The following is a 26,940-nucleotide window of genomic DNA, read 5'->3' as shown; positions in this document are numbered from 1 at the left end:
TGGGGAGATGGGGAGATGAGGGGATGGGGAGAAAGATTTACCTGCTGCCTTCTGCCTCCTGCCTTCTGCCTCCTGCCTCCTGCCTCCTGAACTCCTGAACTTCTGAACTCCTGCCTCCTGACTCCTAAACTCCTAAACTCCTGAACTCCTGAACTCCTTCTTCAATGACCAACTTACAAATTTTTCTCGATATTGCTACTGAAGCGGCTTTAGCTGCTGGTATGGTTTTGCAAGATTATCTGGGTAAAGTAGAAGATGCTATTACCGAAAAAGGAAGACCTGGTGATTTAGTTACCGCTGCTGATCAGGCTTCCGAAAAAGTCATTTTGGACGTTTTACGTCGCCATTTTCCCCAACATTCCATTCTTGCAGAAGAGTCAGGAAAACTGGGTGATCAAACTAGTGAATACCTCTGGGCTATTGATCCTTTGGATGGTACAACTAACTACGCCCATCAATATCCCTGTTTTGCAGTTTCTATTGGTTTGTTGATCCAAGGTGTACCGCAAGTTGGTGTAATTTATGACCCTTTCCATAATGAACTATTCCGGGCTGCTGCTGGCTTAGGTGCAACTCGCAACCGTAGACCTATCAAGGTTTCTCAAACTGTTGAGTTGAGTAAAAGTCTGTTAACCACAGGATTTGCTTATGACCGTCGAGAAACTCAAGATAATAATTATGCAGAATTTTGTCATCTGACCCATCTTACCCAAGGCGTGAGACGTGGCGGTTCAGCATCCTTAGATTTAGCTTATGTTGCCTGTGGCCGTGTTGATGGTTATTGGGAAAGAGGAATTGCACCTTGGGATGTTGCAGCTGGTATAATTTTGGTACAAGAAGCAGGTGGCAAAGTCACAGCTTATGATGGTACTGATGTAAAAATTGAATCTGGGAGAATCCTAGCTACTAATAGCTATATTCACGACACTCTCAGTCAAAAACTCATGCAAGTCTCCCCTTTATCAGCCTGGTAAGCAAGAAAAACTGCCATTCAACAATTGACAATGAACAATGGACAATGAAAAATTACTGCTTTCTCAAGGGTGGAGGATTGAAATTCAGGGAGGGTTTTTCTGGCTCTTGCTCCTGGAAAAGAGAGGTTTTAAACCTAATTAACTAATTGTCAATTATCAATTGTCCATTGATAATTGGTAGATAAATAATACAGGCGAGTTACACTATAAAAAATTGCTGCTTGGGTGCAAGATTTCTATATGTCTTTAAAAATAGATGGTGGATTATTCAAATATGAAATCATAGATTATCACGCAGTTCTGTGCGTACCAGTTGATGCTGATGCAAAGGAAGTGCGTAAACGCTATCTCAAGATTGCTAGACGCTTGCACCCAGATAGTTCCGCTATTGCGAATAGTCCAGAAAAAGATATAGCCAATGACTTATTGTCTAAGTTGGTGAATCCTGCTTATGAAAAACTGTCTGTAGAACGCAATCGAGCAGAATATACTTTAGTGTTGTCTCAAATAGGCAAACGTCTAGCACAAGAGTCAGCACAAATAGAACTGAGTACAGAGGCTGCCAAGCAATTAGCGATCGCTCCCAACGTTGACTTGTTGTACAAAAATGCGATCGCCAAAATCGCCGAAACCCAATTTAATCAGTTAAAACAAGTACCCCAATTCATTGCCCAAATTAGTGAATTAAATTTAGTGTACTTGATGCGACGTGCAGGAAAAATCATGACAACTTCCCCAGTTGTTCAAGCTGCAACCTCTACTACAGCACCACCTCCACCACCTCCACCACCCTCACCACCAAAAGAAGATTCCGTGGTGGAACAATACCTGCGTCGCGCTCAAACTCTAATTAAGAATAACCAATTTGTCCCAGCCAAAGTAGAATTACAAGATGCCTTGAAGCTTGAGCCGAAAAACAGTCGCGCCCATAGCTTAATGGCTATATTATATATGCGGCAAAATCAGCTAAAAATGGCCAGAATTCACTTCGATAATGCACTGAAATTAGATCCCCATGATCCCATAGCTTTGGAGTGGAAACCTAAAGTTGATAAGGTTTTAGGGACTCAATCTGGTACTACTCAAGTGAAGAAATCTGCCGATAGCGAAGATCCACAACCAGATAACTCTTCTGGAAATGGTGGTTTGTTTGGTGGTCTGTTTGGTGGGAAGAAAAAATAATGGTGTATCAACCAGCAGCGGGAGCTAGGGATCTACTGCCCTTAGATGTGGCTCAAAAACGCTGGATTGAAGAAAGGTTACAGCAAGTTTTTCACCGTTGGGGATATCACAGGATTATCACCTCAACTTTGGAAAGAATGGATACCCTCATGGCAGGTGGAGCAATTCAACGCCATAAGGTAATTCAATTACAAAATGGTCAAGATGAAGAACTGGGTTTACGTCCAGAACTCACAGCCTCTATTGCCCGGACTGTAGTTACTCGCATGGCAGAGGCTACCTATCCCCAACGACTGTACTACAATGCTAATGTATTCCGTCGTAACTGGGAAAATCGCCATAATCGCCAGCAAGAGTATTATCAAGCTGGTGTAGAGTTGCTAGGATCAGATGGGTTGCTGGCCAATGCGGAAGTGCTGCTACTGGTAGCCAGTTGTTTAGAGGCTTTAGATTTGCAAGGATGGCATTTAATCCTTGGTGAAGCCGGAATTACTAAATTTCTACTGGATGCTTTTCCAAGCAATATCAGAAGTAAAGTGCGGGGTGCGATCGCTCATTTAGATCGAGTTGCTTTAGACACTTTGCCCATGAGTGATGAACTACGGGAACGTGCCAGAATCATGTTAGATCTGCGCGGTGACAGTGGTGATGTCTTGGCAAAGGTCAGCAGTTTAAATTTAGATGCAGATCAACAAGCAGCGGTAAATAACCTCAAATCCCTAGTCGAATTACTAGAATCAGAAGGTAAATTCTCCTTAATTCTGGACTTGAGTTTGATTCAAACCATAGACTACTATACAGGCATTGTGTTTGAAGTAGTTAGTAATACCGACGGACAAGCACAGGTCTTAGGACGTGGTGGTCGATATGACCAGCTTTTAGGGTTATATCATCCCCAAGCGGAAAACATTCCTGGCATTGGCTTTGAATTAAGTATTGATGATTTATACCAACTTTTAGCATCGAGTCAGCAATTACCGCAAACTACTCCCGCAAGTAACTGGTTAGTAGTACCAGAAAGCAACAGTGCTAATGCTGCGGCCTTTGCTTACGCCCAAAAGTTGCGAGATTCTACTCATTTAGTGCGAGTAGAAATGGACTTGGGGGGAAGGGATACAGAAGCTATTCGGAACTATGCACGCGATCGCTCAATCACCCAAATCGCCTGGATTAAACCTGATGGTTCTCCCATAATAGAAGCAGTCCGTTAACAGGTAATATTACAAATTGTTACGCTAGAAACTGCTGATTGATGAAAGAGAGGGGATCGAGAAAATGCCACATACAATTGTAACTGAAGTTTGCGAAGGCGTTGCTGACTGCGTAAGTGCCTGTCCTGTAGCTTGCATCCATGAAGGACCAGGCAAAAACATCAAAGGAACAGATTGGTACTGGATAGATTTTGCTACCTGTATTGACTGTGGCATCTGTTTACAAGTTTGTCCAGTAGAAGGAGCAATCTTACCAGCAGAACACCCTGAATTACAGAAAATAGAAAAATAGGTGACAGGTGACAGAAGAAGCAGGGGGGAGGTATTTTCCCCCTTGCTCCCTGCTCCCTGCTCCCTGCTCCTTTTCCTCTTTTCTATTCCCTATTCCCTATTCCCTATTCCCTATTCCCTATTTTTTATGACTAATAACTATTTATTAAAAGTTGAAAATGTCCACGCTGGATATATTAAAGATGTAGATATCTTGCAAGGAATAAATTTCCGAGTTGCAGATGGAGAATTAGTAACTGTAATCGGTCCCAACGGTGCTGGTAAATCTACTTTAGCAAAAACAATTTTTGGACTTTTGACACCCCACACAGGTACTATTACCTTCAAAGGAGAAAATATTGCCGGGTTAAAATCAAATCAAATTGTGCAGAAGGGAATGTGCTATGTTCCCCAAATAGCTAACGTTTTTCCATCTTTAACCATAGAAGAAAATCTAGAAATGGGGGCTTTTGTAAGGAATGTTCCCCTCAAACCTTTAAAAGATAAAATATTTACCATGTTTCCCAGATTGAGCGATCGCCGTCGTCAACGTGCTGGTACACTATCTGGTGGAGAACGTCAAATGTTAGCAATGGGTAAAGCTTTAATGTTAGAACCCAGTTTATTATTATTAGATGAACCTTCTGCGGCTTTATCTCCCATTTTGGTGACACAGGTGTTTGAGCAAATTAAACAAATTAACCAAGCGGGTACTGCGATAGTTTTAGTAGAACAAAATGCCCGTAAAGCATTAGAAATGGCTGATACAGGTTATGTTTTAGAATCTGGACGTGATGCAATGTCTGGGCCTGGTAGGCAATTATTGAATGATCCGAAGGTGGGAGAATTATATTTAGGTGCAGGAAGACATTAAAGATTTTTTGTTTCACCTAAGCGTTTTGAATTTTGAATTTACGGTTATTCGCCTCTCTGCTTGCCTGCCATGACAGCGATTGTATATTTATTATATAGTTATTTATTTATTAATCCCTTTACATGTTAAAACTTTAATCGACAAGCTTGATATGATATAATTTACGTGACAGACGTTTTAACATATTAATTCTTATTGGATCAGAATACTTTGATATGACACTGCATTTATATATACAGCACGCATTAGGTATGAATTAAATTGTATTACTTATTTAGTATATACTATAGCTACCTTTGTAAATAAACAAACTAGACTATTTAAAACAATACTATCTGAACAACATCGGATAAAATTAATAATACATACCATAACTCTATTCTGTTTGCTTGGTAAAATACATTGCCTAACAGCATAGTTGCCTAATGCAATATGATTTGCTACATCTGTAAAAAAACAGCCAAATCTGCTTCCCTACTCCTTGCTGCCTGAATGATAAGTGTTTAACCGGACACGATATGGAAAATTTTCTGGACTTTAGTTTTCACATATTGGCTATGAATTTTATTTACTGTTAGAAATGAAAGCTACAAAATCTGTAGGATTTACGCAGAAAAACAAAAAATGAAGGGTTTGGACAAAGGGATAAAGTGATGGAAAGATTAAGGTCGAGGAGAGGAAAACCCCTACACCCCTACACCCCTACACCCAGCCCTGACGACAGATTCTGTGCGTAAGTCCTGATCTGGTTTCGATGATTTTTTTTTCGAGAGTGACAGAAAAGGGATAAGAATCAATGTCTTTAAAGATATATGCAAAATCAAAAGACTCAAGCAGAAATTTCTTTTCACCTTGGTATTCTTGCTCAGGTCAGTGATGCAGTAATCGCTGTTGATCTTGAACAACACATCACATATTGGAATCAAGCAGCAGAGCGGCTATATGGATTAAAGGCACAAGAGGTATTGGGTCGTAAGTTACAAGAATGTTACCAGTATCAATGGCTCAAACCAGAAGAAGAGCAAACTGCATTCAATTCCTTGGCAACCACAGGTGAATGGCAAGGTGAGAATCTTCATATTAAAACCACTGGAGAAGTTATCCATGTTGAATCATCAGTCAGCAGTATTAAAGATGAACATGGTACTAATATTGGCTGGCTGGCTGTGATTAGGGATATTACTGAACGCAAACAGCAAGAGGAAAGACTCAAAGAAAGTGAAGAACGGTTGCAACTTGCTCTCTTGGCTGGTGATGCTGCCATTTGGGACTGGAATATCAAGACTAATCAGGTGATTTGGTCAGATCATCTGTATTCTTTATTTGGTCTCACCTCCGAGATGTTTGACGGGAGGTATGAAACTTTTCTCAATTTTGTCCATCCTGAAGACCGAGAATTCCTAAATCAGTCAGTTATGCGGTCTATTCACCAGCATACACCCTATGAACTAGAATTCCGGTTCATTAAACCCGATGGTACAGTGGGTTGGTCAGCTTGCAAGGGCAAGGTTTTATACGATGATAGTAATCAGCCAGTGCGGATGATAGGGGTGAATATGGATATCACCCAGCGCAAGCAAACAGAAGAATTGTTGCGCCAAAGTGAAGCTGAGTGTTGTCGTATTCTGGACACTGCCACAGAAGGTGTTTGGTTGATAGATGAAGAAGGGAAGACAAGCTTTGTCAATGAACAAATGGCAAGAATGCTGGGCTATGCAGTTGATGAAATGCTGGGAAAATCCTTTCTGGAATTTATGGCTCAAGAACAGCAAGCATTAGCCACCCAGCTTTTGGCCAGACGCAAACAAGGAATTAAAGAACAACACGATTTCAAGTTTCGTCATCGAGATGGCACCCAAATGTGGGCAATTGTTTCAGCCAGTCCAATTTTTGACGATCACGGTCAATATTTTGGTGCTTTAGGAATGGTGACAGATATTACTGCTCGCAAACAAGCAGAGGAAAATTTACAAGCAAGCGAGCAACGTTTACAGGCAATTTTAGATAATTGTCCGTCCGCTATCTATGTGAAAGATACCCAGGGTCGTCACATTATAGTCAACTCCCAATTTGAAAGATACACTCACCTCACACGAGAGCAAGCTAAAAATAAAACTAATTATGATCTTTTTCCCGCCAACATAGCTGATAACTTGGTGAGGAACGATAAAAGGGTTCTTGATACTCTCATACCTTCTGAATTTGAAGAAATAATCACCTTTGACGATCAAGTTTATACTTTCTTTAGTGTCAAGTTTCCTTTGTGTGATGCTTTTGGTAAGCCCTATGCCGTATGCGGTATTTCTACTGACATTACCGAGCGCAAACAGGCAGAAAAGAAAATTCAGGAACAAGCGGCTTTGATTGATATTGCTACCGATGCGATTTTTGTTCGTGATTTAGAAAACCGCATTTTGTTCTGGAGTCAAGGTGCTGAACGCTTGTACGGTTGGACATCAGAAGAAACTCTAGGTAAAAAAGCGCATGAACTTTTCTACAGAGAATCTTTACAGCAACTGGAAGCAGGTTTAAAGGCTACTATCGAAACAGGTGCTTGGTATGGAGAGTTAGAGCAAATTACCAAAACAGGTAAAAAAATCATTGTTGCCAGTCGCTGGACACTGGTATGGGATGAATCTGGAAAACCCCAATCTATTCTAGTGGTCAATAGCGACATCACAGAGAAGAAACAATTAGAACAACAATTTTACCGCGCCCAACGCTTGGAGAGCTTAGGAACTTTAGCTAGTGGCATTGCTCATGACTTGAATAATGTTTTTACTCCTATTGTCATGCTGGCTCAATTACTGCCTTTAAAATTCAAAAATGTTGATGCACGCACGCAAGAATTATTTAAAACACTGGAAAATAGTTCAAAGCGCGGAGCTAACTTAGTTAAACAAATTCTCATCTTTGCTCGTGGTACGGAAGGAAAACTTACTCTCCTACAGCCTGAACATTTACTCAATGCAATAGTGCAAGTTATCAACCAAACATTTCCCAAGTTGATTGAGATTCAAACTGACATTCCCAGGAATACTTTATGGTTGGTGAAAGCAGATAGCACCCAAATAGAACAAGTTTTAATGAACTTAGTAGTTAATGCTCGTGATGCAATGCCCAATGGTGGGATTTTGAAAATTGCGGCTGAAAATCAGTTTATTGACGAAATTTATGCTCAGATGCACCTTAATGCTCATGCAGGTAACTACGTTGTGATTACTGTCTCAGATACAGGGATAGGAATTCCCCAAGACAAGTTGGAATACATCTTTGAGCCATTTTTTACCACCAAAGAGATTGGTCAAGGTACAGGACTGGGGCTATCAACAGTTTTAGGCATTATTAAGAGCTACGGTGGCTTTGTCAGTGTACAAAGCGAAGTTGGCAAAGGTACTAAATTTTCTGTGTATTTACCAATAGCAGAAGGCTCATTAATTGAGCCAAGAGGTGAGGAAGAATTACCTCAAGGTCATGGGGAATTGATTTTGCTTGTAGATGACGAAGAAATGGTGCAACAAACTACCAAGATAGCATTAGAAAATTATAATTACAAAATTCTGATTGCTAATGATGGAATTGAAGCGATCGCTCTTTATGCTGAGTACCAACAAGATATTAGTTTAGTTTTGATGAATATTATCATGCCTAACATGGATGGATTAACTGCTATCCGTACTTTGCGAGCCATTAATCCTCAAGTCAAGATTATTGCTACCAGCGGTTTACCCACTAATAAAGATAAAGTTCTTGCTGCTGGTGCAATGACATTTTTACCAAAAGCTTACACAGCCAATGAATTACTAAATACTCTATCATCGTTAATTGCTACAGCAGGTGACAGGTGACAGGTGACAGGTGACAGGTGACAGGTGACAGGTGACAGGTGACAGGTGACAGATTTAAAAGTTTATAAGATAGGCAAAAGATTAAATCACCGTTAAACAGTGTAATCAGGTACTCTCATATCATTGTTAAACCTGATATCTTCCTGAAAATCATGTAGAAGTTGTCAGGTAGACTTATGAGTAGAATGAACGGGTTTATAGGTCGTCGTAACTTCTTAAAAGTTGCAGGTTTAACTACCTTAAGTATTGGTGGTATTACTGCCTGTAATGGCATGATTACTAACCGAGAAGCAATCACTATTCCTGAAAATAATCCTAATCCTAATCCAGTTAGTGCAAATGAAGCCCAAAGAAGATTAGTAGAAGGAAATAGAAGATTTTACAACCAAAATCGGCAATATCCTAACCAATCAAAAAGACGCTTACAATCTGTTGCTAAAACACAGTATCCTTATGCAGCAATATTAGGATGTGCAGATTCCCGCGTACCACCAGAAATAGTTTTTGACCAAGGACTGGGAGATTTATTTGTTGTGCGTGTAGCTGGTAATATTGCCAGTGATGCAACTATTGGTAGTTTAGAATATGCTGCTGCTGCTTTAGGTACACAGCTAATAGTTATTTTAGGTCACAAAAGATGTGGTGCAGTTCAAGAAGCTATTAAAAATGAACAATTTCCTGGTAGAATCAACTCGGTTGTTGACAGTATTAAACCAGCCTTAGCTCAAAATCAACCAATAACAAATGATGTTGACAGTAATAAAGATGCTGTAATTAATAACATTAAATATCAGACAGAGCAATTGCAGAGAAATTCCCCAGTTTTAGAAAGATTGACCCGCGATGATAGATTAAAAATTGTTAGTGCTTTTTATGATATTGATACAGGAAAAGTTCAATTCTTAAATGGAAGCTTATCCGACTGATTTTTGTGCCTTTGCGTGAGGCATTTTTTATTTTCACGCAACAATTACCCTAATTTTCATCTTCGCTTTCTGTATACAAATCCTGTAAATTTTGTACCTGTAGACGACGAGAAACACGGCGATATTTCTTACTTTCTAATTTTGGTTCGTATTGATTTTCTCCTTTACTTTTGGTTTTTAATTTTAATGTTGATTCTGGGTCAGTTTGTTGTTTTAAGAAAGTTTGATAAGCGATCGCATCATTTAAAAATTCTAAATAATGCTCATACCTTTCCCAATCATCACCCACAGCACAATTTGGCTCATCTCGATGCAAGCAATCACTAAACCGACAACTAGCAACATCTAACTTTTGTCTGGCTTCAGGAAAATAGTATATTAATTCCTCTGGACTACAATTTAAATCAGGCTGGTTAAAACCTGGAGTATCAGCCAATAAACCACCACCGGGCATTTCAAATAATTCTACATGACGGGTGGTATGACGACCACGGGCTAATTTACCAGAAACCTCCCCTACGCGCAGATTAGCATCGGGAATCAGCATATTAATTAAACTGGATTTTCCCACACCAGAAGGACCTGCAATCACTGTAATTTTATTATTTAAATATTCATCAACTTGATGAATATTGATTTGATTTTGGACACTAATAAAAATTGGTTGATATCCCCATTGAAACAAGCGATCGCTAATTGAGTTCTGTTCTTCTGAGGAAATCAAATCACATTTATTCAGACACAACAGTACATCTAAGCCGGTAGACTCAGCCTTGATTAAAAATCTACTCAACTGAAAAGGTTCTAAAGGTGGATCAGCAACCGCAAACACCAGCAAAATTTGGTTCACATTAGCGATCGCCGGTCTGTCTAACTCACTTTGTCTGGGTAAAACTTCCGCAATTGCTCCTCTTCCCCCACTCCAATCAGGTTCTTCCACAATCACGCGATCGCCAACCATCACCTGTTGGCCAATTTTCTTCAACCGAGTTCTGCGAGTACAGAGGAGAATAGGTGACAGGTGACAGGGAACAGGTGACAGAGAAGAAGAATTTTCCCCCTTGCTCCCTGCTCCCTGCTCCCTTTCCTCTTCCCCATCTAGTTGGACACGATAAAAATTAGCCTGTACAGCTAACACTGTACCCAATAACTGCCCAGTAGTAGAAACTGTATCCTCTTTCATGCGTCAGTTACAGGACGGCGTACAAACAGAGAAAAATAGTCAGCGCAATCTGTAATTTTTTCCACCTGATAACCTGCCATTGTCAAGCTATCAGGAACTTGCTCAATGGGTTCTCCCGCATCTAACCAGACTTCGAGCAAACTTCCCATTGGCATTTGTTCCAAACGCAGCTTTGTCCGCACAAAATTAATTGGACAAGGAGTGCCACGCAAGTCCAGTTGAGCATCAGGAGTTGATATAGAGGATGTACTCATCACTTAAACAAACTTCCCAAAAATCCTTCTAGACCACCTTTACCAGTTCTGTCTCCCTTGATTTTAGCCAGTTGCTCTAACAGTTGTCTTTCCTCCGGTGTAATCTTATTGGGAATATCAATTAATACCGTCAGCATATGGTCGCCCCGACTCACGGGATTACCCAAACGGGGTACACCACGATTTTCCAACTTCATGACTGTATTGGGCTGAGTTCCAGGGGGAATAATCAACTCCACAGGGCCATCAACAGTATTCACCTCCAAACGACAACCTAAAATCGCTTGTAGGTAACTAATTTTGATTTCTGAGAGAACATTAATTCCATCGCGCTGAAATTCTTCGTCCTCATTGACAAATAAGTAAACATATAAATCTCCAGCAGGACCACCACGTTGACCAGCATCACCTTCTTGAGAGATGCGTAAGCGTGTGCCATTATCTACCCCAGCCGGAATAGTAATTTTCAGCTTTTTCGTGACTTGATTTGCGCCTTTCCCATCACAAGCATCACACTTATCCTCAACCACCGAACCTGTACCATTACAGGTTGGACAAGTAGAAACTTGGGTAAAACTGCCAAAAGGTGTTCTAGTCACACGCCGTACCTGACCAGAACCGCTACAAGTAGCACAAGTGCGGGGACGAGTTCCTGGTTTAGCACCAGAACCACTACATACTTCGCAAGTTTCTAGATGAGAAATACGAATTTCTTTTTCGCCACCAAATACCGCTTCCCGAAAATCTAACTTCAGGTCTAGGCGTAGGTCATCACCCCGCACAGGTCCACTACGCCGTCTTTGCTGCTGGGCAGGTCCACCCATGCCACCAGCAAAGCCACTGAAAATACTTTCAAAGATATCGGCAAAACCTCCCATATCGCCCATATCTTGGAAGCCACTAGCAGCAGCACCAGATACCCCGGCTTCTCCAAAACGGTTATAACGCTCACGAGTTTCTGGCTCAGACAATACTTCGTAAGCGCGGTTAATTTCCTTAAATCGTTCTTCAGCACCCGGTTCTTTGTTCACATCTGGGTGATATTTCCGGGCTAGACGGCGATAAGCCTGTTTAATTTCTTCTTTGTCGGTGTCACGAGAGACACCTAGAATTTCATAATAGTCGCGGGCCATAGAGCAAGGGTAAAAGTTAGAAGTAAGAAAGCAGAAATAGTTGCAAAAAGCATAGACAAATATCTCATGCCCTTTGTTTGCCGGGAATAACCCCAACAGGGCGAACTACAACACCCCCTATCCCTAGACTAAAAGCTGTCGGGACTACTTTACGTAAAATATTCCAACGAGTTATATCACTCTTTTACAATTGTGCTACTTAGAAGAAAAAATCCTAGCTTCTTAACCACTGGTACTACCCGTACTATTAGGTGTGGAAAACCAACCATAGACGTTTATTCGCCTCTGTAGTATGGAAGCATTGAGTTTAATAAAGTTCGCCTCTACAATCTAGCAAACCTTGGCATATAAAACCATTTTCAGGAGTTTGTTACCTGTCACCGATGAAGGGGCAGATGACCCCTTCCCTCCTAATCTATCGCTTCATAATCAGCCGAAGCTGTACTATCCTCATCAAAATCGAAGTTGAATTGTTGAGGGATTGATGTCTCAGTCGCAGAACTTTCTTCCACTAAAGTTACAGAAAAATCAGACACATCTTCATCTTCCTGGTTCTCTTCCGGTATAACATCTACTTGTTGACTACTGGCGCGTTTGTAAACATCTGCACCAATAGCAAATAGAGTTTGTTGGAATTCCTCTAAGATCGGCTTAAAGACGATGGCGGAGATATTAGGATCTTTCATGACTACTCGGAGTTGCGTAGCTTTTTCATTGGCTAACTCTTTCATTTCTTCACCAATAAAATCGCTATTATCCTTTAACGTAGATTCGTAACTTAACAACAAGTTATCTGCTTGGTTTTTGAGTTCAATCAGTTCTTTACGTTTTCTGTCTTCTTCTGCATATAATTCCGCTTGTTGTCGCATCCGCTCAACTTCAGCTTGACTTAAACCGCCTGTATTAGTGATGCGAATACTCTGCTCTCTACCTGTCCCCTTATCTTGAGCAGAAACTTTCAGGATACCGTTGACATCAATATCAAAAGCCACTTCAATTTGTGGTACACCACGAGGAGCGGGAGGAATTCCAGCTAAAAGAAATTTACCAAGACTTTTATTATCTCTTGCTAAAGCTCTTTCTCCCTGAAGAACATGAATTTCTACAGAATTTTGGCCATCAACTGCTGTAGAAAAGACTTGGGATTTGCTAGTGGGAATTGTGGTGTTACGTTCAATAATTTTAGTAAATACTTCTCCCAGAGTTTCCAGTCCCAAAGACAAAGGAGTCACATCTAAGAGTAATAAAGTATCAACTTCCCCACCCAAGACTCCGGCTTGAATGGCGGCTCCCAGTGCAACAGCTTCATCAGGGTTTACAGACCGATCAGGAGTTTTGCCATTATAGAATTTGATCACCGCATTTTGAACTGCGGGAATACGGGTAGAACCACCAACTAAGATAATTTTATCAATGTCTTTTGGTTTCAGGTCTGCGTCTTTGAGTGCCTGACTCATTGGTTCAATGGTAGCAGCTATTAAATGTGCTGTCAGTTCTTCAAATTTGGAACGGCTCAGTTCCATTTCTAGATGCTTGGGGCCTGTTTCATCAGCGGTGATAAACGGCAAGTTAATTGAAGTGTTGGCCATGCTAGAAAGTTCAATTTTTGCCTTTTCCGCTGCTTCCCGCAAGCGTTGTAGCGCCATTTTATCTTTGGCAATGTCAACATTCTCCTGTTCCTTAAATTGCTCTACCATCCAGAGGACAACGCAATTGTCAAAGTCATCTCCACCCAGTTGATTATTACCACCAGTGGCTTTCACTTCAAAAACTCCATCTCCCAGTTGCAAGATGGAAACATCAAAAGTTCCTCCACCCAGGTCAAATACTAAAATTAGTTGCTCTTGGTCTTGCTTGTCTAAACCAAAGGCTAAAGCTGCCGCTGTTGGTTCGTTAATGATCCTCATAACTTCCAAACCAGCAATTGTCCCAGCATCTTTAGTTGCTTGTCTTTGGGCATCTGTAAAATAGGCTGGTACGGTGATTACTGCCTGAGTGACTTCTTCACCCAAAAAGTTTTCCGCCTCTTGTTTGAGTTTTTGCAGGATCATCGCGGATATTTCTTGGGGTGTGTAATTACGTCCGCGAATCTGCACATCAACGGTATCATCTCTACCTTTGACACAGTTATAGGGTACACGAGAGCGTTCCGTGGCAGTATCTTCCCAACGGCGACCGATAAATCTTTTTATACTGTAGATTGTGTTTTCGGCATTAGTGATGGATTGCCGCTTGGCTAACTGACCAACCAGTAGATCGCCACTTTTGCCAAATCCGACAATACTAGGAGTCGTGCGTCCTCCTTCGGAATTGGCAATCACTAGTGGTTGACCACCTTCCACAACAGCAACACAACTGTTGGTAGTGCCTAAGTCTATCCCAATAACTTTTCCCATACTGACAGTATTTTTATTGAGTGCTTTTACCGTGATTTTTCGCGGACTATCGTTTTTGGCTCAGGGTTGGAAGTTCAAGGTCAGGTATAAGACGAGAGCTAAACAACTGGTACATTTTGTTGTTTGCTTAGGTGCTTCTACCAAGGAGATCAAGACACCAGCGGCTACAACTTTGGATACCATAACACACTGTCCAAGCCCCGTTGGGGCGGGGTGTGGGGTGTGGGGTGTGGCGCTTCCAGGCGACCCGTCTTTTCAGAACGCGATCGTCCTTGGGAGTTCAAGCTCCGTCCCACCCTGTCTTCCCTACACCCTTTTGGTGACTCATCTTCTTATCCACATACATAAATTTTGTGCTGGACGCATTCACTTGATGGTATGAATTACGCCAAGCTATCGGAGTATCTCTTAAATCGACAGCAGCATTTAAATTACGGCCTTGAACTTGTCCACAACCGCTATGATTATATAGCTTCTGTGAACTGTCAGAGAATATCTGTAAGAATTATGTACTCCATGTTGCTAGTGCAAGAAAACAGAAGGCAGATGGCAAAAGGCAAAAATTTCTCCCCTGCTCCTCTGCTTTCTTCCCTATTCCCTGTAACTTGCTCAGTTAACTGGGTTCCTGACTCGAATCATCTTCCTGTGGTGTGGGTGTATCTTCTTTAGGAGCGGCTACTTTCACCATTGCATGGCGCAGAACGCGCTCGCCTAAGTAATAACCGCGTACTAACTCTTCCAACACTGTCCCTTCTGGATGTTCATCCGTAGGTTCTCGCATTACGGCTTCATGCAAGTTAGGATCAAATTCTTGACCTTCTGGACGCATTGGTGAGACACCTAAACGTTTTAAACAATCTACCAATTGTTTATAAACGCCTTGATAACTTTTGTGAATTGTCATCTCGCCTTCCGTTTGCGGTTTGAGATGCGCCCGCGCCCGTTCAAAATTATCAACAACAGGCAACAATTCCATAATTGTATTTCGCTTGATTTGCACCTCCATATCTTCCTTTTCTTTGGAGGTGCGTTTGCGATAATTCTCGAAATCCGCAGCAATACGCATATATTGATTGCTACGGTCTTCCAATTGGAGTTTCAGGGACTCAAGTTGCTGAGTCAAATTAGCCAAAGCAGCTGTATCTACTTCTGTTGTTTCTGCCGCAGCGACACCATTTTCTTCTGTGAGTTCAGGTTCTTGCGGTACATTATGGGCTGTCATTTCCTCAGTCACCTCGCTGCCTGATTCTTGAGAGTTCATTTCGTCTGGGGAGTCGCTCTTCATTGCTTGCTTTACCTCTATTGGTTCACCCGATTGCTGGTTGGTGTTGTTTACTTGTTTATTTTCATCCATCATTGCCTACTCATCCCAGATGCTTTTTACGGCAGAGCCTCAAGCAATTGTGGATTAAGTATTTTTGAATTGAGATTTAGTCCATGTCTGAAGACAGAGACTTGGTTGAGGGAGTTTTGGGTTTTGGTCTCGAATTGATTGGGGTCTTGAATTTATTCCATAGTTGAAACTGACGTTGCTTTGTACTAGATTAAAGATTTTGGATCGAGAAGACAAAATCTACAAAATCTAATATATAAAATTCGGTAGTCAGTAGATTTGAGATTTTAGCCTTGCGGTCTACCTATTGTGACAAATTGTGAACAGGTTAGCGTAGACGGGAAACCGAACAGGCAGTTGAGTGCTGAGTGATGAGTGTTGAGTCCTGCCCCTCTACACCCTTATACCCCTGAAATGTACTGAAATAAAAATTTTTAAGAAGAAAGACTTTAAACTTAAATTTAATACACTCTAAATGAGAATAATTGACTAGAGTGTGGGAATACTTAAACAAGAGGTTTCCCTACGAGATTGCTTATGACTTACTCGTCACCACAACGGCCTAGCACCGCGCTAACTACAAGAACACAGTTTTCGCCCTTTGGCAATAAGCTAGTGCAATCTGGCTATGTCAACACTGATCAGATGAAACAGGCACTAATTGAGAGCCGGAAATCTGGCAAGATGTTGACCGATGTCCTAGAGTCAATCACTGGGCAACAACTATCACCGGAATTTATCAGGGAATACAAGAAACAACATTTATTTGAACTAAAAATACTATATGGCGTTGAGTCACTAGATCCAGAAATCAATCAAATTGGGAATTTGATGGTGGGGCAATTGATTGACAGTCTGATTCCAGTGGATATATGTCGTCGTCATCGTCTAGTACCTTTATCAAAACGGGAAGACCACAACCCGCCTTATGTATTGGTGGCAATGGTTGAACCGGATAATTTAGAGGCTTCTGACGACCTCAACCGCATTTTGCGTAACAAAAATTTGTCTTTACAGCGGATGGTAATTACTCAAGAAGATTACCAACAGCTGATCAATAAATATTTAGATGAGTTTGCTGTTCGACAAAAGGAAATCGAACAACAAAAATTTACAGATATTGGTCAAGATTTAGAAAATCTAGAAAAGCTGGACACAGAAGAAGTTGCTGACGATATGGAGGCTGACTTAGGCGCAGCCATGAAGGGGGCTGAAGATGCACCCATTATTAACCTCGTCAACAGAATTCTGTTTAAAGCTTTGCAAGATAAGGTTTCGGATATCCATATCGAACCACAAGAGGAAAACTTACGCATTCGCTTCCGTAAAGATGGAGTGTTGCGTCAGGCTTTTGATCCTCTACCTAAAAAAATTATTCCGGCGGTGACAGCACGATTTAAAATCATTTCCAATCTAGATATTGCAGAAAGACGTTTACCGCAAGATGGAAGAATTCGCCGCTTATTTGAAGGACGGAAAGTAGACTTTCGGGTCAATACCTTACCCAGTCGTTATGGGGAAAAGGTATGTCTGCGGATTTTGGATAACTCTTCTACCCAACTGGGTCTAGATAAATTAATTACTGATCCAGAAACTTTGCATATAGTCAAGGATATGGTCAGTAAGCCCTTCGGATTGATTTTAGTCACAGGTCCGACTGGTTCTGGTAAAACGACTTCGTTGTATTCGGCATTGGCGGAAAAGAACGATCCAGGGATTAACATTAGTACCGTAGAAGACCCGATTGAATATAGTTTGCCAGGGATTACTCAAGTACAGGTAATTCGAGAAAAGGGGTTGGATTTTTCCACCGCATTGCGGGCTTTCTTACGTCAAGATCCTGATGTGTTGCTGGTGGGTGAAACACGGGATAAAGAAACAGCAAAAACAGCGATTGAGGCAGCTTTAACAGGTCACTTGGTATTAACTACCTTACACACTAATGATGCTCCTGGTGCGATCGCTCGTTTAGGAGAAATGGGTATTGAACCCTTCATGGTTTCCAGTTCTCTAATTGGTGTTTTGGCACAACGTTTAGTGCGGAGAGTCTGTTCACAATGTCGAATTCCCTACACTCCCACTGCTGATGAACTGGCTCGCTACGGTCTATCAGCATCAAAAGAGACATTAGTTACTTTTTACAAAGCTAACTCCTTACCACCAGAATCCATAGCTGAAGTTAAAGCCAAACATCAACTTTGCCCAGCTTGTAATGGTATTGGCTACAAAGGACGTTGTGGTGTATATGAAGTGATGAGGATTACGGAAAACCTACAAACTCTGATCAACCAAGAAGCACCCACAGAACGCATCAAAGAAGTAGCTGTAGAAGAGGGTATGAAAACTTTACTCGCTTACAGTCTAGATCTAGTACGTCAAGGTGCTACAACCCTGGAAGAAGTAGAGCGCGTAACCTTTACTGATACAGGTTTGGAGGCTGAGTTGAAGGCCAAACGGAAGAGTGGTCTAACTTGTCAAACTTGTGATGCCACATTACAACCAGAATGGCTAGATTGTCCCTACTGTATGACACCTCGTTTTCAAGATTAACAACAGAGAAGAGGGTGTGGGGTGTTGTTTATTTTGGATTTGGATTTTGGATTTTGGATTGTTTTTAGCCACTTCAATCTAAAATCTAAAATCTAAAATTTTCTTCTCTATTCCCTCATTTTAAATTGGAGCGAAGCAACTATGGAAATGATGATTGAAGACTTGATGGAGCAGTTGATTGACATGGGTGGTTCGGATTTACACCTGTCCGCAGGTTTACCTCCCTACTTCCGTGTCAGTGGTCATTTGACTCCTATTGGTGATCATGTGCTGACCGCAGATGAATGCCAAAGATTGATCTTTAGTATGCTCAACAATACCCAGCGCAAAACCTTGGAACAAACCTGGGAATTAGATTGTTCCTATGGTGTGAAAGGATTAGCTCGCTTTCGGGTGAATGTCTATAAAGAGCGTGGGTCTTATGCGGCTTGTTTGCGAGCATTAAGTTCTAAAATTCCTAACTTTGACAAATTAGGTTTGCCAGATATAGTCCGGGAAATGTCTGAAAAGCCTAGAGGATTAATTCTGGTGACAGGTCCGACCGGTTCAGGTAAAACAACTACCCTAGCGGCAATGATTGACTTAATTAACCGCACTAGGGCAGAACATATTTTAACAGTTGAAGATCCTGTGGAATTTGTTTATGAACCGATTAAAAGTCTGGTTCACCAACGTCAATTAGGTGAAGACACCAAGAGTTTTGCTAATGCCCTAAAAGCTGCTTTGCGGGAAGATCCAGATATCGTGCTGGTGGGGGAAATGCGGGATTTGGAAACAATTGCTTTGGCAATTTCCGCCGCAGAAACAGGTCACTTAGTATTTGGTACACTACACACCAGTTCTGCTGCTCAAACTGTTGACCGGATCATTGACGTTTTCCCCTCGGAACGACAAACTCAAGTACGGGTACAATTATCAAACTCTTTAGTCGCAGTATTTAGCCAAACTTTAGTACCCAAGAAAAATCCCAAACCTGGTGAATATGGTCGGGTAATGGCTCAAGAGATTATGATTGTCACACCGGCTATTTCTAACCTAATTCGGGAAGGAAAAACAGCCCAAATTTACTCAGCTATTCAAACTGGAGGTAAAGTAGGGATGCAAACTTTAGAGAAAGTTTTAGCCGATTTATACAAGGCTGGAACTATCTCTTTTGAAGCTGCCATGTCGAAGACCTCTAAGCCAGATGAAGTGCAGCGTCTCATTGGTTCAGCACCACCACCCCAGGCAGCAGCAAAACCTGGTACTGCTGCTAAAGCTCGATAGATGTTTTAATTCGTAATTCGTAATTACCAACTATAAATTATGAATTACGAATTACAAATTTTGAATTACAAATTTGGAATTTTGAATTAATATTATGCCAACCTACCTTGCCCGTGTTCGGGATTCCCAAGGAAGATCCCGAACTCAAAAATTTGAAGCTGATTCTTTAACCGATGCTCGGACTAATCTCAGAGATAAGGGTTTGATAGTTCAAGACCTGAAAGAATCTCAAAGTTTATCGTCACGCTTTGATTTAAAAAAATTCCAGACTTCCCTAGTGAAGGTTTCTGTAAAAGACAAAGCCGTTTTTTCCCGTCAGTTTGCTGCTTTGGTGAATGCTGGTGTGGCAATTGTCAGAGGTTTGGGGGTGTTGTCTGAGCAGTGCAGCAATCCTAAACTGAAAGCAGCACTGACAGAGATTAGCAATGATGTACAAACCGGAATTAACCTTTCTGATGCGATGCGTAAGCATCCTGATTGTTTTGATGGTTTGTATGTGAGTATGGTGCAAGCTGGGGAAATAGGTGGTGTACTGGATGAAGTCTTAAATCGTCTAGCCAAACTATTAGAAGATATGGCTCGGTTGCAGAACCAAATTAAATCCGCCATGTCTTATCCATTGGTAGTAGGTTTTTTAGCAACGGCTATCTTTGTGGGGATGACTGTTTTTCTGATTCCTATTTTTGCCAAGATATTCAAAGACATAGGTACAGAATTACCTGCTCTCACACAATTTCTAATGACTTGTAGTGAAATATTACGAAGTTATTGGTCTTTGGTGATTATTGCTGCCTTTATAGCTGCCAGCATTGCCTATAAACAGTATTACAAAACCCGTGTAGGCAAAGAAACTATTGATCGCCTTTCTCTGAAAGTTCCCCTATTTGGTGATTTAATCCAAAAATCTTCCGTGGCAAGATTTAGCCGTACCTTTGGTTCTTTAACTCGTTCTGGCGTACCTATTATCACTTGTTTGGAAATTGTACGGGATACATCAGGAAATCAAGTGATTGCTAACGCTATAGATGCAGCTCGTCGAGAAGTTCAAGAGGGAGGAATGATTAGTGCAGCTTTGAACAGAAACCAAGTATTCCCTGCTATGGCTATTCAGATGATGATGATTGGGGAAGAAACTGGGGAATTGGACGGAATGTTGATGAAAGTTGCTGATTTCTATGAAGATGAAGTAGAACAGGCAGTTAAATCTTTAACTAGTGTTTTAGAACCATTAATGATTGTGGTTCTTGGGGGGATGGTGGGTACAATTTTGCTGGCAATGTATTTACCGATGTTCAAGGTATTTGAAAAGTTCGGTTGATACTGTGCAGAAAAGCAAAATTTTCCAGGTAAAAGTTATTAGATGTCTTGGGACAGGTGTTATGTTAAGCCTATAAAAAGGCTGAATATAACACTTGTTAGATTCTAAAGCAGCAGTCAGGAGTCAGGAGTCAGAAGCAAAACCCTATTAATAAGACTTTCATGATAAAATCATGTCCTAACTACTCTGTCTACGGCTATAGATTAATAGAAAAAGAATCTATTTTGAATTTTGAATTTTGAATTTTGAATTGATATTATGTCTGTACAAAAATCTCTTTATGAAGGTAGTTTAGCTGAATATAGCAATCATTTAGCAGCGATCGCACTACTCAAACAACATCGTCCTTATTTGGAGATGATACCCAGTCTCCGTCGTCCATCGGAAAGTGTGATTACTATTCCTTTACCCATTGTTCGGATTCGTGATCTTGAAGCTAAAACTTCACAAACGATAGCTTTACCCAGTGATATTGCCATGATCATGTGTGATCCGGAATGGAAAATCAAAACAGGTGTAGAGATATTACTATTCATTCATCGTCCCCATGAAGACTTTTCTGACTTATTGGGAAGATGGAGACAAAGTCAAGTTTGGTTAGATAAAGAATACGAGTGGATTATGCACCCCCGTCACAGTCATATTTTAAGTGAAGGTGCAAATAGTATTTATCCTTTGTTTGTAATTTTCAATCAAACATCAGAACGTATCCAACGGGGTTTAATTGGTGCGGAATTACCTTTTGTCATTCAAACATCTGCAACTTTGGAAGAAGAAGAATATCAAGAATCTTATATTAGGGAATAGGGAACAGGGAACAGGGAACAGTAAGAAGGCAAAAGGCAAAAGGCAAGAGAGTATTATTATCAATTACCAATTACCAATTACCAATTACCTATTCCCTATTTTACAAATTTGGGCATAATTTCTGCGGCAGTAAATAAGCCACAAATACCCCGTTGATGTAATTCTTGACCAGCTTTTAAATAACCAAAAGCTGGACCACAAACGTTGGCGGCCATGCTGGTTTCATCACCTAATGTAAAGGTGTGAGTAGAAATTTTACCTTCAAAAGTACGACCGGTAATTTTCACATTTGTACTTAAAGGTTTTTTGGGGTTGCGGGTATCAACTACACCACCAACGGTTACTCTATCCCGTGAACAAATTCCGGCTATTTCTAACATCACATCATCGGCGTGTTCCATGTTTTCTAAGGTCAGCACACCGTTGGTTTTATCTAATAATGCTTCTACTTCTGCATCAGTCATTGCCCTAGCAACTTCTACACTATAACCAGGCATATGGCCGATATCTTCCCGAACTGTGGCGCGGTAAGCTTCCCAGTTAGCAATACCTACACCAAAGGTAATAACTACACTGTGAATTTCTGCGTAACTTTGAGCAGCTAAAGCGGCGGCGGCGGTTAATAGTCCAGGGGTTGCACCACAACCGGTCATGTAGGTAATACCTGCTGCTTGCAGTTCGTCTTTCATCGCTAACAGTTGTTCTACTGCACTGGTGCGTTTGATGGCATCAACTAATACACCTTTCCAACCAGCTTGGATAAATTGTTTGGTGACGTTGGGGATAAAGTCGTTAGGAAGGTTAGGTAAAGCCAGGAAATAACCATCTACAGCGTCACCTGTGGCTTGAATTAGGTCTTGAATGCTGTTGTTGCTGAGTGTACCAAAGGGTTCTAAATAACCGACTGTTCCTTGTTTTTGGTAGGTGGAAATGCAAGCGTCGGTGTTTAAGCCTTCTGTGGAGTATGCGTAGCCTTTTTGATCTGCGGCGGCTACGAGGATCATTTCTCGTTTGCTGGAGAGGAGTTTTGCTGCTGCTTGGCCGAGTCCACCAAAACCAAGGACTCCGATGCGGATGGGTTGTTTGTTCATTGTGTTTTTTCTCTGTATGGTTAATGGTTAATTATGCTTTATTTTGATTAAAGTTTCGCGCAATCTCCGTCAGGAGATCCCGTAGGGTAGACGGGAAGGAGCAAAGAAGATACCTTGATTTAGAATATAGTGATAATGGGGAATGATTGATTACAATTAGTGTACTATAGGGAGATTTGGTAATTTATGACTATTGAACAATTAGAGGCTGAAGTTTTAGCTTTACCAAAGGATACTCTAGCATTATTAGTAGCTCGTTTAATTGAACATTTAGGACAAGTGGAAGAAATTGATCAGCAAGTTGCTGAGGAATGGATACAAGAGGCAGAATTGAGGGATGAGGATATTAGTAGTGGTAAAATTGTTGGTGTTTCCTCTCAAGAAGTGTTTAGTAAATTGCGTACTTATTTACAATGATAAATGTTATATTTCATCCCTTAGCAGAACAAGAATTAACTGAAGCTATCAATTATTATGAGGAGCAAAGAACTGATCTAGGTTTAGAATATTTAGAAGCGGTAGAACAGGCTGTAAATTGTTTAATGTATTATCCAGAAATAGGTGTAAAGGTTCGGGGTTCTATTCGGCGTTTAGTGATACCAAAATTTCCCTATTCTCTTTTATATCGTGTTTTGGAAGAGGAAGAAATTCGCATTTTAGCTGTAGCGCATCATAAGCGTAAACCATTTTATTGGAGTAGAAGAAAGTAGCTGTTAAGCTGAAATAGCTTATTGTTCTATGGATTCCTTAACTAATCAATATCGTCAGATTATTAAAAATGTTCTTGAAGAATATGCAGATTTTTTTGGTAATGATGAACAAGTGAAGGTGGAAATAGTGTTAGATGAAAAAAATGATCATTATTTATTAGTAGAAATCGGTTGGGAAAATGGTTATCGGATTTATGGATGTTTATTACATTTTGATTTAATTGATGGTAAGGTTTGGATTCAACATGATGGAACTGAGGAAGGGGTGGCTAATGATTTGGTGGCTGCGGGAATACCAAAATCACATATTATTTTAGGGTTTAAAGCGCCTGAAGTTAGGAAATATACGGAGTTTGCTGTTTTTTAGGTAAAACTTCGTTAACTTAGAGTATAATAAAGTTTTAGAATTGTTATTTTTGTATGTAAAAATATTTTTTTAATCTAATGCGAGTACATCTAGAAATTACTGAACGAATAAGATATGTTGAAAGATTCGAGGTTTTAGTTTCTGGTAAACCATTACATTATGGAAAATCTACGGATAGTCGTTCTTGTGAGTATCCTTTCAGTCGTGCCGCAAATAGGCAAATGCCTGTATCAAAATGGCTGGAAACTCGATTTCGTCCCACATACCCAGGTTTCCAAGCAACTGTAATTTATCCTAATGGTTTAACAGTTACCCCTGATATACCTATCGGAGTTGTAAGAGACGCATATAAAGATATTACCGATTTGTACGGTAAATCAATGTGGTTTAAGTTCTCTGATAATAATCAGTCCTCGATTGTTAAGCTAAAATGCAATCTTAGTAAAGCAGGAATTGAAACAAAATTTGGAAGTCCATCTATTTTGTGGTTGTGGGAATGGTACACAGTTGAGAGTAATATTTTACATATTCATATTCCTCTGTTTAATTGCAAAGAACTTCCTCTTATATTAAAATCATTTGCTCCTTCACAAGATATAAGCTTTGAATATAAATTCAGTTCTGATAGTTGCCATTTGTTTGAAGCTGACTCTAATTATTTGTATTTTGGTATGGAGCAATTTAAGTTGTTAAAATCTTTTAATGGATAAACTAAAAATTTTATTTTTGGATTGGATTATTACATAAAAGCAAAAAATATGCTCCATTTTATTTAGCAATCTAACCAGTTTAAGTCAATATCATTATCAATTTGTTGAAGAGATTTGACAGCTTTTCTTACTACATCAACAGCCCCTTGTGCTTCTAATAATGTGACATAATTATTATCTTCTGCTTCTTCTAAATCAAAATCATTTCGGTCGGGTTTGAAAATTTTTGCTTTATGATGAACTAATTTATTTCGTAAGTCAAAAAGTTTATTAAGGTCATAAATTCGATTTCCATCTAAACCAGAAGGAATATATTTTCCTGTATATTCTAAAGGAATTTCTATCCACTTTACTACTGTATCACGTATCAGAACTCCTTCTTTTCTGTCAATCCATTTCTTAATAGTTGTCCTTTGTTCATAGGGTAATTGATATTGTTCCTGTATTTCATCACGAGCCCTTCGCTCTATTTCATAAGACTCTGCCATAAATCCTTTTATTTTTTTCATAGACATTCCTTTAGAAATAGCGTAGTAATTAATAAAGGCTTCAGCAGTTAAAGCTGAAAAAATTATTGATGGTATGACAAACTTCTTTAACTGCAAGAGATTCAAATTCAACCAAGATGATGTTTCAGGATTACCATCCCCTAGAATATACCGATCATCTCCCATTGGAACAACTCGACCAGATTCCAGGATTTCTCTATAAAGGGTTTGAGCATTTACTAAATTCTCGTTAGCAAGACTAAAATATATGTCGGGATTGGTATGTTCAATCAAAATACTATCCATAATTCCATAAATTAGTATTGAAAGTTAGCATATATCATTATATAGCATTAACTATCTTACTCCTGAATGCAATACTGTATAGTTAAGTTAGGCGCGATACCTTCGGTGCGCTTCGCTAACGCATTTCTGGTGTAGAGTGAGAGCGATCGCATTTCTGGTGTAGAGTGAGAGCGATTACAAGGATTCAGTTTTAATGACTATTGAATTACACAACTACATTTTTGAAGTACACAACTACATTTTGTCGCAACAACGTCTAGTACAGATAGAAAGTCAAGCAAATCATATTGATGGTGTACTGGATGTCATTCAAAACGTACGGAGGAGTTCAAATTTAGATTGGGAAGATATCTACTCTGCTTACTACGAGTGCGATGAAGATAGTACAATCACTTTCTATGAAGGTGAAAGTGCAGAAGCGGGTGATCCGGGGATAAGGACTTATGTGGTGTATGATTGTGCTGCTGGTGAAGAAGAGATTGTCAGTAATCCAAATATTGATGCTCTAAGTGCTTTACTGAAACTGAGACAGATAATTAAGGAAGACAACTCTAATTCAGTCAATTTACTACCAAATGCAGAAAATGCAGTTATTGACATTCGTAAACTACGTGACTACTCCCTTAATCGAGATCATCCCACAGGAAAGAATAAAGCTCGTCTGTTTTCATCAATTTTAGGCATGACTGCTGAAAATGCTGAAGAATTACGCCAAATTATTTTGGAACAAGTTAAAATTCAAGAAGCTTGCTTAAATAAAAGTGATCAACATGGACAACGTTACTATGTAGATTTTACTTTGAATAGGCAAAATAGAAGTTCAACCATTCGTAGTTGTTGGATTATCGAGCCTGGTTCTGATTTTCCAAGATTAACAAGTTGCTATATTAAGTTGTAATATTTGAAGGTTGTAACCAATGAGTAAACTAGAACCAAAATTACTAGATGTAATAGCAATCACAATTGATTTACCTGAATATAACTTATTACGTGGTCAAGTTGGTACAATAGTGGAATTACTAGCAGATGGTACAGTATTTGAAGTGGAATTTAGCGATAGTAATGGACAAGTCTACGAATTTGTTGCTTTAACTTTAGAGCAAATTATGGTTTTGCATTTTGAGCCAGTATCTCCTGATTTAGCAAAGTCAACAGTGACAGTGTAAGTAGTAAATTGATATGCTTATTGTAGAGTAAGAGCAATTTCACAATGTATAATAGACAAATGTAAAGAATAATAAAAATCTATGAGTATCAACACCCTAGAAGAAATTGAACGCGCAGTCAGTCAACTTTCCTCAGAAGAACTAGCTCATTTCCGTGCGTGGTTTGCAGAATTTGATGCAGCTATGTGGGATAAAAAATTTGAAACCGATGTTAAAACAGGTAAACTTGATGCACTTGCAGAAAAAGCATTGCAACATCTAAAAAAAGGAAATTGTACCGATCTGTGAACCACAAAGCAACCCCGGATTTTTGGTATTATTACCGACAATTACCAGCAGAAATTCAAGAACTAGCAGATCAATGTTATGAACTGTTAAAACAAAATCCTCGTTATCCGTCTTTACATTTTAAAAAAGTCGGACGTTTTTGGTCAGTAAGAGTAGGTTTACATTATCGAGCGGTAGCTGTAGAAGAAAATGATGATATAGTTTGGTTTTGGATAGGTTCGCACGCAGAATATGACAAACTATTAGGAATGTAGCAGTTTCATCAGGTGGGAAATTCCCACCCTACTAA

General features: G+C 40.0%; 26 protein-coding genes. 19 read left to right on the top strand and 7 right to left on the bottom strand.

What is annotated here, in order from left to right; genetic code table 11:
* The first annotated feature begins 164 nt into the window (after nt 1-164).
* The 7 genes from A0J48_RS11725 to A0J48_RS11695 all read left to right on the top strand — a co-directional run bounded on the left by A0J48_RS11725 (nt 165) and on the right by A0J48_RS11695 (nt 9,285).
* Nucleotides 165-974, top strand: a complete 810-nt coding sequence (locus A0J48_RS11725) for an inositol monophosphatase family protein (protein WP_200323259.1) — start codon at nt 165-167, stop codon at nt 972-974.
* Between the two features lie 240 nt (nt 975-1,214).
* Nucleotides 1,215-2,156 (top strand): J domain-containing protein, encoded by a 942-nt coding sequence (locus A0J48_RS11720; protein ID WP_200323258.1) that lies wholly within the window; start codon nt 1,215-1,217, stop codon nt 2,154-2,156.
* Entirely contained in the window at nt 2,156-3,367 is a 1,212-nt protein-coding gene (locus tag A0J48_RS11715; protein ID WP_200323256.1) for an ATP phosphoribosyltransferase regulatory subunit, read from the top strand. Before A0J48_RS11720 ends, A0J48_RS11715 begins: the two co-directional genes overlap by 1 nt.
* A gap of 64 nt (nt 3,368-3,431) precedes the next feature.
* Nucleotides 3,432-3,659 carry an indolepyruvate ferredoxin oxidoreductase subunit alpha gene (locus A0J48_RS11710; protein WP_200323254.1) on the top strand — a complete coding sequence of 76 codons (228 nt, stop codon included), beginning with the start codon at nt 3,432-3,434 and terminating at the stop codon, nt 3,657-3,659.
* Nucleotides 3,660-3,785: 126 nt separating this feature from the next.
* Complete coding sequence (locus tag A0J48_RS11705; protein ID WP_200323253.1) at nt 3,786-4,511, top strand: ABC transporter ATP-binding protein; 726 nt, start codon at nt 3,786-3,788, stop codon at nt 4,509-4,511.
* 812 nt (nt 4,512-5,323) lie between these two features.
* Nucleotides 5,324-8,359, top strand: coding sequence for a PAS domain S-box protein (locus A0J48_RS11700; protein ID WP_200323251.1), 3,036 nt, complete (start codon nt 5,324-5,326; stop codon nt 8,357-8,359).
* Nucleotides 8,360-8,535: 176 nt separating this feature from the next.
* Nucleotides 8,536-9,285 (top strand): carbonic anhydrase, encoded by a 750-nt coding sequence (locus A0J48_RS11695; protein ID WP_200323249.1) that lies wholly within the window; start codon nt 8,536-8,538, stop codon nt 9,283-9,285.
* 49 nt (nt 9,286-9,334) lie between these two features.
* Here A0J48_RS11695 and rsgA read toward each other — a convergent pair whose 3' ends face one another.
* The 5 genes from rsgA to grpE all read right to left on the bottom strand — a co-directional run bounded on the left by rsgA (nt 9,335) and on the right by grpE (nt 15,608).
* On the bottom strand, nt 9,335-10,468 hold the full coding sequence (rsgA, locus tag A0J48_RS11690) for a small ribosomal subunit biogenesis GTPase RsgA (protein WP_200323247.1): 1,134 nt from the start codon (nt 10,466-10,468) through the stop codon (nt 9,335-9,337).
* Nucleotides 10,465-10,722, bottom strand: a complete 258-nt coding sequence (locus A0J48_RS11685) for a sulfurtransferase TusA family protein (RefSeq protein WP_200323245.1) — start codon at nt 10,720-10,722, stop codon at nt 10,465-10,467. Before A0J48_RS11685 ends, rsgA begins: the two co-directional genes overlap by 4 nt.
* Entirely contained in the window at nt 10,722-11,855 is a 1,134-nt protein-coding gene (gene dnaJ, locus A0J48_RS11680; RefSeq protein ID WP_200323243.1) for a molecular chaperone DnaJ, read from the bottom strand. Before dnaJ ends, A0J48_RS11685 begins: the two co-directional genes overlap by 1 nt.
* Before the next feature lie 410 nt (nt 11,856-12,265).
* On the bottom strand, nt 12,266-14,251 hold the full coding sequence (gene dnaK / locus A0J48_RS11675) for a molecular chaperone DnaK (RefSeq protein WP_200323241.1): 1,986 nt from the start codon (nt 14,249-14,251) through the stop codon (nt 12,266-12,268).
* A gap of 613 nt (nt 14,252-14,864) precedes the next feature.
* Nucleotides 14,865-15,608, bottom strand: a complete 744-nt coding sequence (gene grpE, locus A0J48_RS11670) for a nucleotide exchange factor GrpE (RefSeq protein WP_200323239.1) — start codon at nt 15,606-15,608, stop codon at nt 14,865-14,867.
* A 513-nt stretch (nt 15,609-16,121) separates the two neighbouring features.
* Between grpE and A0J48_RS11665 the strand changes: the two genes are divergently transcribed.
* The 4 genes from A0J48_RS11665 (at nt 16,122) to A0J48_RS11650 (ending at nt 21,525) form a co-directional block, all read left to right on the top strand.
* Nucleotides 16,122-18,134: a GspE/PulE family protein gene (locus tag A0J48_RS11665; protein ID WP_200323237.1), complete on the top strand. Its 2,013-nt coding sequence runs from the start codon at nt 16,122-16,124 to the stop codon at nt 18,132-18,134.
* Nucleotides 18,135-18,275: 141 nt separating this feature from the next.
* Nucleotides 18,276-19,400, top strand: coding sequence for a type IV pilus twitching motility protein PilT (locus A0J48_RS11660; RefSeq protein WP_200323235.1), 1,125 nt, complete (start codon nt 18,276-18,278; stop codon nt 19,398-19,400).
* 94 nt (nt 19,401-19,494) lie between these two features.
* Nucleotides 19,495-20,718: a type II secretion system F family protein gene (locus tag A0J48_RS11655; RefSeq protein ID WP_200323233.1), complete on the top strand. Its 1,224-nt coding sequence runs from the start codon at nt 19,495-19,497 to the stop codon at nt 20,716-20,718.
* Nucleotides 20,719-20,976: 258 nt separating this feature from the next.
* Nucleotides 20,977-21,525, top strand: a complete 549-nt coding sequence (locus A0J48_RS11650; protein WP_200323231.1) for a hypothetical protein — start codon at nt 20,977-20,979, stop codon at nt 21,523-21,525.
* Between the two features lie 95 nt (nt 21,526-21,620).
* On the opposite strand, the gene bioU is transcribed toward A0J48_RS11650, so the two are convergent.
* On the bottom strand, nt 21,621-22,616 hold the full coding sequence (gene bioU / locus A0J48_RS11645; protein ID WP_200323229.1) for a (S)-8-amino-7-oxononanoate synthase BioU: 996 nt from the start codon (nt 22,614-22,616) through the stop codon (nt 21,621-21,623).
* A 186-nt stretch (nt 22,617-22,802) separates the two neighbouring features.
* On the opposite strand from bioU, the gene A0J48_RS11640 reads away from it, so the two are divergent.
* From A0J48_RS11640 to A0J48_RS11625, 4 genes are all read left to right on the top strand, one after another.
* Nucleotides 22,803-23,033, top strand: a complete 231-nt coding sequence (locus tag A0J48_RS11640; protein ID WP_200323227.1) for an addiction module protein — start codon at nt 22,803-22,805, stop codon at nt 23,031-23,033.
* Nucleotides 23,030-23,326: a type II toxin-antitoxin system RelE/ParE family toxin gene (locus A0J48_RS11635; RefSeq protein WP_200323225.1), complete on the top strand. Its 297-nt coding sequence runs from the start codon at nt 23,030-23,032 to the stop codon at nt 23,324-23,326. Before A0J48_RS11640 ends, A0J48_RS11635 begins: the two co-directional genes overlap by 4 nt.
* A 28-nt stretch (nt 23,327-23,354) precedes the next feature.
* Nucleotides 23,355-23,693 carry a XisI protein gene (locus A0J48_RS11630; protein WP_200323223.1) on the top strand — a complete coding sequence of 113 codons (339 nt, stop codon included), beginning with the start codon at nt 23,355-23,357 and terminating at the stop codon, nt 23,691-23,693.
* Nucleotides 23,694-23,770: 77 nt separating this feature from the next.
* Nucleotides 23,771-24,403, top strand: a complete 633-nt coding sequence (locus tag A0J48_RS11625; RefSeq protein WP_200323221.1) for a hypothetical protein — start codon at nt 23,771-23,773, stop codon at nt 24,401-24,403.
* A gap of 62 nt (nt 24,404-24,465) precedes the next feature.
* Here the strand turns inward: A0J48_RS11625 and A0J48_RS11620 are convergent, their stop codons facing one another.
* Nucleotides 24,466-25,197: a hypothetical protein gene (locus tag A0J48_RS11620; RefSeq protein WP_200323219.1), complete on the bottom strand. Its 732-nt coding sequence runs from the start codon at nt 25,195-25,197 to the stop codon at nt 24,466-24,468.
* Nucleotides 25,198-25,390: 193 nt separating this feature from the next.
* On the opposite strand from A0J48_RS11620, the gene A0J48_RS26920 reads away from it, so the two are divergent.
* The 4 genes from A0J48_RS26920 (at nt 25,391) to A0J48_RS11600 (ending at nt 26,905) form a co-directional block, all read left to right on the top strand.
* Nucleotides 25,391-26,095 carry a DUF6883 domain-containing protein gene (locus A0J48_RS26920; RefSeq protein WP_234300864.1) on the top strand — a complete coding sequence of 235 codons (705 nt, stop codon included), beginning with the start codon at nt 25,391-25,393 and terminating at the stop codon, nt 26,093-26,095.
* 19 nt (nt 26,096-26,114) lie between these two features.
* Complete coding sequence (locus A0J48_RS11610; RefSeq protein WP_200323217.1) at nt 26,115-26,363, top strand: DUF4926 domain-containing protein; 249 nt, start codon at nt 26,115-26,117, stop codon at nt 26,361-26,363.
* Nucleotides 26,364-26,444: 81 nt separating this feature from the next.
* Nucleotides 26,445-26,651 (top strand): hypothetical protein, encoded by a 207-nt coding sequence (locus A0J48_RS11605; RefSeq protein WP_234300863.1) that lies wholly within the window; start codon nt 26,445-26,447, stop codon nt 26,649-26,651.
* Nucleotides 26,648-26,905, top strand: coding sequence for a ParE family toxin-like protein (locus tag A0J48_RS11600; protein WP_200323216.1), 258 nt, complete (start codon nt 26,648-26,650; stop codon nt 26,903-26,905). Before A0J48_RS11605 ends, A0J48_RS11600 begins: the two co-directional genes overlap by 4 nt.
* Nucleotides 26,906-26,940: the final 35 nt, after the last annotated feature.

It is taken from the genome of Sphaerospermopsis aphanizomenoides BCCUSP55, assembly GCF_001586785.1.
GTDB lineage: Bacteria > Cyanobacteriota > Cyanobacteriia > Cyanobacteriales > Nostocaceae > Sphaerospermopsis_A > Sphaerospermopsis_A aphanizomenoides_A.
The sequence above is the reverse complement of the archived record's forward strand: the minus strand, read 5'-3'. Positions and strand labels throughout refer to the sequence as shown.

Bases quoted from the DNA above. Each gene is read 5' to 3' on its own strand.
- A0J48_RS11665 (WP_200323237.1), top strand. From the start codon at position 16,122: ATGACTTACTCGTCACCACAACGGCCTAGCACCGCGCTAACTACAAGA.
- A0J48_RS11620 (WP_200323219.1), bottom strand. From the start codon at position 25,197: ATGGATAGTATTTTGATTGAACATACCAATCCCGACATATATTTTAGT.
- rsgA (WP_200323247.1), bottom strand. From the start codon at position 10,468: ATGAAAGAGGATACAGTTTCTACTACTGGGCAGTTATTGGGTACAGTG.
- A0J48_RS11625 (WP_200323221.1), top strand. From the start codon at position 23,771: ATGCGAGTACATCTAGAAATTACTGAACGAATAAGATATGTTGAAAGA.
- A0J48_RS11610 (WP_200323217.1), top strand. From the start codon at position 26,115: ATGAGTAAACTAGAACCAAAATTACTAGATGTAATAGCAATCACAATT.
- dnaK (WP_200323241.1), bottom strand. From the start codon at position 14,251: ATGGGAAAAGTTATTGGGATAGACTTAGGCACTACCAACAGTTGTGTT.
- A0J48_RS11705 (WP_200323253.1), top strand. From the start codon at position 3,786: ATGACTAATAACTATTTATTAAAAGTTGAAAATGTCCACGCTGGATAT.
- A0J48_RS11685 (WP_200323245.1), bottom strand. From the start codon at position 10,722: ATGAGTACATCCTCTATATCAACTCCTGATGCTCAACTGGACTTGCGT.
- A0J48_RS11725 (WP_200323259.1), top strand. From the start codon at position 165: ATGACCAACTTACAAATTTTTCTCGATATTGCTACTGAAGCGGCTTTA.
- A0J48_RS11660 (WP_200323235.1), top strand. From the start codon at position 18,276: ATGGAAATGATGATTGAAGACTTGATGGAGCAGTTGATTGACATGGGT.
- A0J48_RS11650 (WP_200323231.1), top strand. From the start codon at position 20,977: ATGTCTGTACAAAAATCTCTTTATGAAGGTAGTTTAGCTGAATATAGC.
- A0J48_RS11715 (WP_200323256.1), top strand. From the start codon at position 2,156: ATGGTGTATCAACCAGCAGCGGGAGCTAGGGATCTACTGCCCTTAGAT.
- A0J48_RS11630 (WP_200323223.1), top strand. From the start codon at position 23,355: ATGGATTCCTTAACTAATCAATATCGTCAGATTATTAAAAATGTTCTT.
- A0J48_RS11710 (WP_200323254.1), top strand. From the start codon at position 3,432: ATGCCACATACAATTGTAACTGAAGTTTGCGAAGGCGTTGCTGACTGC.
- A0J48_RS11640 (WP_200323227.1), top strand. From the start codon at position 22,803: ATGACTATTGAACAATTAGAGGCTGAAGTTTTAGCTTTACCAAAGGAT.
- dnaJ (WP_200323243.1), bottom strand. From the start codon at position 11,855: ATGGCCCGCGACTATTATGAAATTCTAGGTGTCTCTCGTGACACCGAC.
- A0J48_RS11695 (WP_200323249.1), top strand. From the start codon at position 8,536: ATGAGTAGAATGAACGGGTTTATAGGTCGTCGTAACTTCTTAAAAGTT.
- bioU (WP_200323229.1), bottom strand. From the start codon at position 22,616: ATGAACAAACAACCCATCCGCATCGGAGTCCTTGGTTTTGGTGGACTC.
- A0J48_RS11720 (WP_200323258.1), top strand. From the start codon at position 1,215: ATGTCTTTAAAAATAGATGGTGGATTATTCAAATATGAAATCATAGAT.
- A0J48_RS11605 (WP_234300863.1), top strand. From the start codon at position 26,445: ATGAGTATCAACACCCTAGAAGAAATTGAACGCGCAGTCAGTCAACTT.
- A0J48_RS11635 (WP_200323225.1), top strand. From the start codon at position 23,030: ATGATAAATGTTATATTTCATCCCTTAGCAGAACAAGAATTAACTGAA.
- A0J48_RS11700 (WP_200323251.1), top strand. From the start codon at position 5,324: ATGCAAAATCAAAAGACTCAAGCAGAAATTTCTTTTCACCTTGGTATT.
- A0J48_RS26920 (WP_234300864.1), top strand. From the start codon at position 25,391: ATGACTATTGAATTACACAACTACATTTTTGAAGTACACAACTACATT.
- grpE (WP_200323239.1), bottom strand. From the start codon at position 15,608: ATGATGGATGAAAATAAACAAGTAAACAACACCAACCAGCAATCGGGT.
- A0J48_RS11655 (WP_200323233.1), top strand. From the start codon at position 19,495: ATGCCAACCTACCTTGCCCGTGTTCGGGATTCCCAAGGAAGATCCCGA.